Source organism: Azoarcus sp. TTM-91 (genome assembly GCF_012911025.1).
Taxonomy (GTDB): domain Bacteria; phylum Pseudomonadota; class Gammaproteobacteria; order Burkholderiales; family Rhodocyclaceae; genus Azoarcus.
Genome location: NZ_WUEI01000153.1, coordinates 1 through 8914 on the forward strand (window position 1 = coordinate 1; position 8914 = coordinate 8914).

Sequence of the window (8914 nt, forward strand, 5' to 3'; positions counted from 1 at the left end):
GAACCCCCAACCCCACCCGCGAGGCATATGACATGAATGCAACCGCTTACACGGTACCCGCGCAGGAAATCTTCAAGGCTTACGACATCCGCGGCATCGTGGACAAGACGCTCACCGCCGACGCCGTGCGCGCCATCGGCCACGCCCTCGGCTCGGAAGCCGTGGCCCGCGGCCAGAAGGCCATCGCGGTGGGCCGCGACGGCCGCCTCTCCGGCCCGGAGCTCGCCGGTGCGCTGGCCGACGGCATCCGCGCCGCCGGCGTGGATGTGGTGGACATCGGCTGCGTCCCCACCCCGCTCACCTATTTCGCCGCCTACGAACTGGGCACCCACTCCTGCGTCTCCGTCACCGGCAGCCACAACCCGCCGGACTACAACGGCCTCAAGATGGTGCTCGGCGGCCAGACCCTGTACGGCCCGCAGATCCTGGACCTGCGCCGCCGCATCGCCGAAGGCGATCTCGCCCACGGCGCCGGCACGCTGCGCCAGGCACAGGTGGTGGATGCCTACCTCGACCGCATCCTCGGCGACGTCAAGCTCGCCCGGCCGATGAAGGTGGTGATCGACTGCGGCAACGGCGTGGCCGGCGCAGTGGCGCCTGCGCTGTTCAAGCGCCTGGGCTGCGAACTGGTGGAACTCTTCTGCGAGGTGGACGGCAAGTTCCCCAACCACCACCCCGACCCCTCCAAGCCGGAGAACCTGCAGGACGTGATCCGCGCGCTGAAGGAAACCGACGCCGAGATCGGCCTCGCCTTCGACGGCGACGGCGACCGCCTGGGCGTGGTGACCAAGGATGGCGAGATCATCTACCCCGACCGGCAGCTGATGCTGTTCGCGGAAGACGTGCTCTCCCGCGTGCCCGGCGGCGAGATCATCTACGACGTCAAATGCACCCGCAACCTGGCCGGCTGGATCAAGCAGCGCGGCGGCAAGGCCACCATGTGGAACACCGGCCATGCGCTGGTGAAGGCCAAGCTGAAGGAAACCGGCGCCCCGCTGGCCGGCGAGATGAGCGGCCACGTGTTCTTCAAGGAGCGCTGGTACGGCTTCGACGACGGCCTCTACGCCGGCGCCCGCCTGCTGGAGATCCTGTCCCGCGCCGCCGACCCCAGCGCCGTGCTGAAAGCGCTGCCGGACGCGGTGAGCACGCCGGAGCTCAACATCAAGATGAACGAGGGCGAGCCCTTCGAACTGGTGAAGCGGCTGCGGGAGCAAGCTGCTTTCGAAGGCGCCACCGAAGTGGTGACGCTGGACGGCGTGCGGGTGGAGTACGCCGATGGCTTCGGCCTCGCCCGCCCGTCCAACACCACGCCGGTGGTCGTGCTGCGTTTCGAAGCCGATGACGAGGGCGCGCTGGCCCGCATCCAGGGCGCATTCCGCAAGGCGCTGGAAGGCGTCTGGCCGGGCGTCGCACTGCCCTTCTGAGCGCTGCCACACCCAACGCCGGGCCTGTCTCCAAGCGCGAGGCAGGCCCGGCGTTTTTCCTTTGCAAAGCGCCTATCCATGCGCGTCTCCGGGGCGACGGTGAGCATTCCGTCAGCTTAGATGCCCACCTTCGTGCTATGGTTTGCGAGCTCCCGCCAGCCCCCCGCCCAGCAACACGAACATGCAAAAGCTAGACGAACAGCATTACGAGACAGCCCTCAAGGGCGTCTCCATTCCTTCCTGCCCTGCCATCCTCACCGAGCTGATCTCGGAGCTGCGCAAGCCATCAACCAACGGCAAGCTTGTCGCCCAGCTGATCGGCCGCGACGTCGGCCTCGCCGCCATGGTGATCAAGGCGGCCAACTCCCCGCTGTTCGGCAGCAACCGGCAGATCGGCTCGATTGCCGACGCGATCAAGCTGCTCGGCTTCAGCGCGCTGACCAATCTGGTCTACGAGGGGCTGCTGCGCTCCGTCACTCACTCCAGGGATGCCTCGCTGGAGCGCTTCTGGGACAGCTCCGCCCACACCGCCGCCATCTCCGCCGAACTGGCGAGCGTACTGGGCGGCGTCAGCCGGGACACCGCCCACACCTTCGGCCTGTTTCACGACTGCGGCATTCCGATGCTGGTGGAGCGCTTCCCGGATTACAAGCAGGTGCTGAAGACAGCCAACGAGTCGATGGACCGCAAGTTCACCGACATCGAGGACGAGGCCCTATCCACCAACCATGCCGCCATCGGCAGCATCCTGGCGCGCTCCTGGGGGCTACCGCTCACCGTCTCCAACGCCATCCTGTGCCACCACGACTACGAGGTGCTGTACGACGCCCAGGGCCTGGAAAACGAATCCCGCAGCCTGATCGCCATCAACGCGCTGGCGGGCTACATCGCCGGCCAGTACCTGCGTTCCAACCGTGACCAGGAATGGGGCAAGGCCGCAGCGGGCGTGTCGTCCTATTTCGGCATCTCGGCCAGCGAGCTGGACGACATCGCCGAGGATCTGCTGTACCGGCTGGACAAGCAGAAGAACAACCGCTGAAGCCCCGATACCGGAGCGGAAAAAGAACGGGGCGCCTTGCCGGCGCCCCGTTCTTTTCGTACCCGGCCTGCCCTCTAGCAACCAGGCAGGCCGCGGCGCCGGATCAAGGGCATTACAGCTTGGCCGCCACCCAGTCATTCACCCCGGCCAGCGCCGCCGGCAGCTTGTCCGGCTCGGTACCGCCGGCCTGGGCCATGTCCGGGCGGCCACCGCCCTTGCCGCCGACCTGAGCGGCAACGAAGTTCACCAGCTCGCCCGCCTTCACCTTGCCGGTGAGATCGGCGGTAACGCCGGCGATCAGGCTCACCCGGCCATCGGCCACCGAAGCCAGCACGATGGCGGCGGACTTCAGCTTGTCCTTCAGCTTGTCCATGGTCTCGCGCAGCGTGGCCACGTCCGCGCCTTCCAGCGTGGCGGCCAGCACCTTGGCGCCCTTGACGTCGGCCGCCTGGCCGGCGAGGTCGTCACCCTGGCTGGCGGCCAGCTTGGACTTCAGCCGCGCCAGCTCCTTCTCCAGCGCACGCACATTGTCCAGGATGCCGGCAACGCGCTCGGCCACTTCGTCCGGTTGCACCTTCAGCAGCGCGGACATGCCATGCACCCGGCGCTCCTGCTCCTGGGCGTAGCGCAGCGCGTTCTCGCCGGTCACCGCTTCGACGCGGCGGATGCCGGCGGCCACGCCACCTTCCATGACGATCTTGAACAGGCCGATGTCGCCGGTGCGGGACACATGGGTGCCGCCGCACAGCTCCTTGGAGGAGCCAATGCTCAGCACCCTCACCTCGTCGCCGTACTTCTCGCCGAACAGCATCATCGCGCCGGATTTCTGCGCGTCCTCCAGCGCCATCACCGCGGCCTCGGTGGCGGCGTTGGCGAGGATCTCGCGGTTCACGATCTCTTCCACCTCGCGGATTTCCTCGGCCGACAGCGGCGCGCCGTGGGCGAAGTCGAAGCGGGTCTTGTCCGGATCCACCTGCGAGCCCTTCTGCTGCACATGGGCGCCCAACACTTCGCGCAGGGCCTTGTGCATCAGGTGGGTGACCGAGTGGTTGCGGGCAGTGGCGGCACGGGCGGCGGCATCCACCCGGGCAGTGATGGCCTGGCCAACCTTCAGCGCGCCGGTCTTGACCACGCCGTGGTGGCCAAACACCGCTGCCTGGATCTTCAGCGTGTCCTCGACGGCGAAGATACCGCCGGGTGCGCGCAGCTCGCCGCGGTCGCCGACCTGGCCGCCGGATTCGGCATAGAACGGGGTGTTATCCAGCACCACCACGCCCATCTCGCCTTCGGCCAGTTCCTGCACCGGCGCGCCATCCTTGTACAGCGCCAGCACTTCGCCCTTGGCTTCCAGCGCCTCGTAGCCATGGAACACGGTGGACTTGCCCTCGTACTCCAGGTTGGCGGCCATCTTGAACTTGCCGGCGGCGCGCGCCTGCTCCTTCTGGCGTGCCATCGCGGCGTCGAAGGCGGCGGCATCGACGGTGACTTCGCGCTCGCGGCAGATGTCGGCGGTGAGGTCCAGCGGGAAGCCGTAGGTGTCGTGCAGCTTGAAGGCGGTGTCGCCATCGAACACCGTGTTGCCGGCGGCGGCCATGGCCTGCAGCTCGGCTTCGACGATGGCCATGCCGTTCTCGATGGTGGCGAAGAAGCGCTCCTCTTCCTGGCGCAGCACGTCGGTGACGCGCTTCTCGCCCGCCTTCAGCTCGGGATAGGCGTCGCCCATCTCGGCCACCAGGTCCGGCACCAGCTTGTGGAAGAAGGCCGCGCGGGCACCGAGCTTGTAGCCGTGGCGAATGGCGCGGCGGATGATGCGGCGAAGCACGTAGCCGCGGCCTTCGTTGCCCGGGATCACGCCATCGGCGATGAGGAAGGAACAGGCACGGATGTGGTCGGCCAGCACCTTCAGCGAGGGCGAATCCATGTCGGCGCCGGAGGTCTCGCGCGCCGCCGCCTTGATCAGGTTCTGGAACAGGTCGATCTCGTAGTTGGCATGCACGCCCTGCAGCACCGCGGAAACCCGCTCCAGGCCCATGCCGGTGTCCACCGAGGGCTTGGGCAGCGGATGCATCACGCCCTGCTCGTCGCGGTTGAACTGCATGAACACGTTGTTCCAGATCTCGATGTAGCGATCGCCGTCTTCTTCCGGCGACCCCGGCGGCCCACCCCAGATGCCTTCGCCGTGGTCGTAGAAGATCTCGGTGCAGGGGCCGCAGGGGCCGGTGTCGCCCATCATCCAGAAGTTGTCGGAGGCGTAGCGCGCCCCCTTGTTGTCGCCGATGCGGATCACCCGCTCGGCCGGCACGCCCACTTCCCTGGTCCAGATGTCGTAGGCCTCGTCGTCCTCCGCATATACCGTCACCCACAGCTTGTCCTTGGGCAGCTTGAAGACCTCGGTCAGCAGTTCCCAGGCGTAGGTGATGGCGTCGCGCTTGAAGTAGTCGCCGAAGCTGAAGTTGCCCAGCATCTCGAAGAAGGTGTGGTGGCGCGCGGTGTAGCCCACGTTCTCGAGGTCGTTGTGCTTGCCGCCGGCACGCACGCACTTCTGCGAAGTGGTGGCGCGGGAGTAGGGACGCTTGTCGAAGCCGAGGAAGACGTCCTTGAACTGGTTCATGCCGGCGTTGGTGAACAGCAGCGTCGGATCGTCGTGCGGCACCAGCGACGACGAGGCGACGATCTGGTGCCCCTTCGACTCGAAGAACTTGAGGAATTTCTCGCGGATTTCAGCGGACTTCATGGATTTCGAACCCATATTCAACGTTATGGCCCGGCAGCTGCAGGCGAATGGGCCAGTTTATCATGACGCCGCAGCGCCACTGCCGGGGCAAACCCGCCTGCGCTCCTATAATCCGGCGCTCAGACCAAGAGGAGGAATCCCGCCATGGGCCATCGCCTGTCCAAGATCTACACCCGAACCGGCGACGCCGGCACCACCGGCCTGGGAGACGGCCAGCGCGTGCCGAAGAACAGCCTGCGCATCGATGCGCTGGGCGAGGTGGACGAGGCCAACGCCGTCATCGGCGTGCTGCTGTGCGAGGACATGCCGGACGACGTCCGCACCCTGCTCACCGACGTTCAGCACGACCTCTTCGACCTCGGCGGCGAGGTCTGCATCCCCGGCATGAGCATGATCAGCGACAGGCAGGTGGAACACCTGGAGAACGAGCTGGACCGCCTCAACGAACCGCTGCCGCCGCTGAAGGACTTCATCCTCCCCGGCGGCACCCGCGCCGCCGCCCTCGCCCACCACGCCCGCACCGTCTGCCGCCGCGCCGAACGCGCGCTGGTGGCGCTGGCGCAGGAAGAGAAGGTGAACGACGGCCCGCGCCAGTACCTCAACCGCCTCTCCGACCTGCTCTTCGTCCTCGGCCGCGTGCTCAACCGGGCCGGCGGCCGCGACGACGTGCTGTGGCAGAAGGGCCGGAACGCCTGATTCCACACTGATCGCAGGCCGAGCAACACGGACAAGGGGCCTCGTCCCTGCCGGAACCACCACCCCCACAGGCGGCCGCTTAACGGAACCTTAAGCGGCCGTCGCCATGCCTCCCCTCCCGGCTTTCCTCCTTGCCTGCCTGCTGCTGCCGCTCGCCCTGCTGATGTCCGGCGGCGCCCGGGCCGCGGCTGTGGTGGAAACGCCGCAGGCGCTGGGCAATGCGGACGCCGAAGTCCGCGCCGAAGGCGACGCGCTGGTCACCACCATCGCCGGCTGCGGACTGCGGCCGCGGCCGAAAACCGAGGGCAGATAGAACATGCCCAGCCTACCCGGCAATCCTGGCCGGCGACCACAGCCAGGAGCAGGGCCGCTTGTCACCCCGGCGCAGCGAACTCGCTATGGCTGCGCGGTAAAGCACCAGGGCTGAGACCGGCGCCGGCAGTTCAGCCCGAGACCCGCGATCCGAAGCCGGAGCCTGGAGGGCGGCGGCCTGGCCTCAGGCGTTGCGGGAGGCGGCGTAGGCGCTCAGCGCCGCGCCTATCTCCTCCCAGGCGTAGTCGGCCACGCCCTCCACCCCGCGCGCCGCCAGCTTGGCGGTGGGCCCATCGCCTATCTTGGCCACCAGCACCGCCTTGCAGTCCGCCACCGCTTCCAGGATGCCGGCCAGCGCGCCCTGGTCGGAGCTGCCGCCCAGGCAGTAGTGCGCCACCTCCCGCGTCTCCACCAGCCGGTGGCCGCCCGCCTCCACGTCGTAGATGCGGAAGGACTTGGCGTGGCCGAAATGCTCGCTCACCGCCACGCCCTCCTTGCTCGCCACCGCCACCCTCAGCGGCTTTGCCGTTTCGCTCATCGTGCAATCCGTCGTTCGCTTTCGATGCCGCAAACAAGCAAGAGCTGCGCCCTTCGCGGCTATGCTGGCGGCCATGACGCCCGCCCCCACGATCCTGCCTGCGCCCCATCCGCTGCTGAGCGGCTGGCGGCTGCTGGATGCCGCCAGCGCCGAGCGGCTATTCCACGCCCTGTGCGCCGACATCCCATGGACCGACGGCAGCTACCTGGCCGCCGGCCGGCGCTTCCGCCTGCCGCGCCAGCAGGCCTGGTTCTCCGACGCCGGCATCGACTACCGCTACGCCCAGAACCTGCTCAACTCCCACGGCTGGACACCGCCGCTGGCGGCGCTGCGGGAACAGGTCGCCCAACTCACCGGCCACCGCTTCAACGCGGTGCTCGCCAACCTCTACCGCGACGGCGAGGACCACGTCGGCTGGCATGCGGACGACGAGGCCGACCTCGGCCCGGCTCCGGTCATCGCCTCCCTCAGCCTGGGCGCCACCCGCGCCTTCCACTGGCGGCCCAAGCCCGGCGTTGCCGGCACAGCCGCGTCGCTGCCCCTGGAAGCCGGCACCCTGCTGCTGATGCGCGCCCCCTTTCAGCGGCAGTGGGAACATGCGGTACCGGCGGAACCGCATGTGGCCGCGGCGCGGCTCAATCTCACCTTCCGGCAGGTGTTCCCGGGGCGTTGAGCGCCGCTGGCCGGCAGCGCCTGCCACGCGGGACAAACAAGATAGGGAGCCGGGCCCCTTCCCCTGCAACACATCGCACATCACCACCCGCTTGGTGGCACATCCAACGCGCAACCCCCGCGTCTATCGCCTCGACGTGCAACGGAAACCCTGCTCATCCGGCGAAACCCGCCTTTGGAATGAAGCTTGCGTCTGCCTGGCCACGCCGGCACGGCCGGAGAACGGGATACGAGGTGCTTCCATGCTGGAAACCGCAATCATCGGTGGCGGCCTGTGCGGGCTGGCCCTGGCCAACCTGCTGCACGGCGCGCGCCGCGACTTCGCCCTCTTCGAGGCCCGCGACCGGCTCGGCGGCCGCATCCTCTGTACCGACGAGGGCCTGGACCTCGGCCCCAGCTGGTATTGGCCGGACCACCAGCCGCGCATCACCCGCCTGATCTCCGACCTCGGCCTGGAAAGCCTGCCGCAGTGGGAACACGGCCGCCATCTGCTGCAGAAGGAAGCTGGCGGCCGGCCGGAATCCTTCGAGCAGGCCGACGTCCACGGCGGCGCGCGCTGCCTGGTCGGCGGGCTGGATACCCTGGTGCAGGCGCTGGCCGCCCGCCTGCCGGCGCCGCGCCTGCACCTGGAGCATGCCCTCGGCGGCCTGCGCGACCGCGGCAGCCACATCGAGCTGCACCTAAGCGAACCGCAGGGCGAACGCTTCATCTCCGCCCGCCATGTGATCCTCGCCCTGCCGCCGCGGCTAGTGGAAGAACGCCTCGCCTTCCAACCGCCGCTGCCGCCACGGCTGGCGCAGGCGCTGCGCAATGCGCCGACCTGGATGGCCGGCCAGGCCAAGCTGCTCAGCCTGCATGCGCATAGCTTCTGGCGCGACCAGGGCTTGTCCGGCACCGCCACGCTGCGCCACTCGCAGAGCGCGCTGGCGGAAACCTGGGACGCCGGCAATGGCAGCGGCCAGGCCGCCCTCGGCGCCTTCATCGCCCTCAGCCCCAGCCAGCGCGCCGCCTTCCGCAGCGGCCTGGACATGCTGGCCGCCAGCCAGCTGCAGCAGCTGTTCGGCCTGGAAGCACAAGACGGCGAACGCCGCTACCACGACTGGGCGGACGAGCCGCACACCTGCTCCCAGCTCGACCTCCAGCCGCCCATCGCCCACCCGGCCTACGGCGAGCGCGAGCTGCAGCTGCCGGTGTGGCAGGGCAAGCTGCACTTCGGCGGCACCGAGACGGCGGTTTATGGCGGTGGCTACATGGAAGGAGCGCTGGAGGCAGCGGGCCGCATCCGGCGGGAATTGATGCTGGGATGGGCGGCAGCGGCCTGAGCGCAAGGCAGCGCTGACAGGCGAGGCCTGTTTTCTCCCCTCTCCCCTCGCGGGAGAGGGGCCGGGGGAGAGGGGGCAGCCCCACGGGCCCAGAACGTAGCCGCCCCTGCGGGGCGCCCCTCTCCCCAACCCTCCCCCGCAAGGGGGGAGGGTTGGCGGCAGCGCCCACTGCACGGG

General features: G+C 68.7%; 8 protein-coding genes. 6 read left to right on the forward strand and 2 right to left on the reverse strand.

All coding sequences use genetic code 11. The features are described 5' to 3' along the window. Positions 1–32: 32 nt before the first annotated feature. Both GRF61_RS22150 and GRF61_RS22155 read left to right on the forward strand, forming a co-directional pair. Positions 33–1424, forward strand: coding sequence for a phosphomannomutase/phosphoglucomutase (locus GRF61_RS22150; RefSeq protein WP_169152792.1), 1392 nt, complete (start codon positions 33–35; stop codon positions 1422–1424). A 181-nt stretch (positions 1425–1605) separates the two neighbouring features. Next, positions 1606–2463, forward strand: a complete 858-nt coding sequence (locus GRF61_RS22155; RefSeq protein ID WP_169152793.1) for an HDOD domain-containing protein — start codon at positions 1606–1608, stop codon at positions 2461–2463. Between the two features lie 112 nt (positions 2464–2575). Here GRF61_RS22155 and alaS read toward each other — a convergent pair whose 3' ends face one another. After that, a complete protein-coding gene (gene alaS / locus GRF61_RS22160) occupies positions 2576–5197 on the reverse strand; it encodes an alanine--tRNA ligase (RefSeq protein ID WP_169152794.1) in 2622 nt (873 codons plus the stop codon). Between the two features lie 144 nt (positions 5198–5341). Here alaS and GRF61_RS22165 point away from each other — a divergent pair, with 144 nt between their 5' ends. After that, positions 5342–5893 (forward strand): cob(I)yrinic acid a,c-diamide adenosyltransferase, encoded by a 552-nt coding sequence (locus tag GRF61_RS22165; protein WP_169152795.1) that lies wholly within the window; start codon positions 5342–5344, stop codon positions 5891–5893. A gap of 106 nt (positions 5894–5999) precedes the next feature. Further along, positions 6000–6206, forward strand: coding sequence for a hypothetical protein (locus GRF61_RS22170; protein ID WP_169152796.1), 207 nt, complete (start codon positions 6000–6002; stop codon positions 6204–6206). A gap of 183 nt (positions 6207–6389) precedes the next feature. Here GRF61_RS22170 and GRF61_RS22175 read toward each other — a convergent pair whose 3' ends face one another. Continuing rightward, positions 6390–6743, reverse strand: a complete 354-nt coding sequence (locus GRF61_RS22175) for a NifB/NifX family molybdenum-iron cluster-binding protein (RefSeq protein WP_169152797.1) — start codon at positions 6741–6743, stop codon at positions 6390–6392. Between the two features lie 73 nt (positions 6744–6816). On the opposite strand from GRF61_RS22175, the gene GRF61_RS22180 reads away from it, so the two are divergent. Further along, positions 6817–7416: an alpha-ketoglutarate-dependent dioxygenase AlkB gene (locus GRF61_RS22180; protein ID WP_169152798.1), complete on the forward strand. Its 600-nt coding sequence runs from the start codon at positions 6817–6819 to the stop codon at positions 7414–7416. A gap of 241 nt (positions 7417–7657) precedes the next feature. After that, the gene (locus GRF61_RS22185; protein ID WP_169152799.1) at positions 7658–8737 is read left to right on the forward strand and encodes an FAD-dependent oxidoreductase; all 1080 of its coding nucleotides are present in this window, start codon (positions 7658–7660) and stop codon (positions 8735–8737) included. Positions 8738–8914 lie beyond the last annotated feature (177 nt).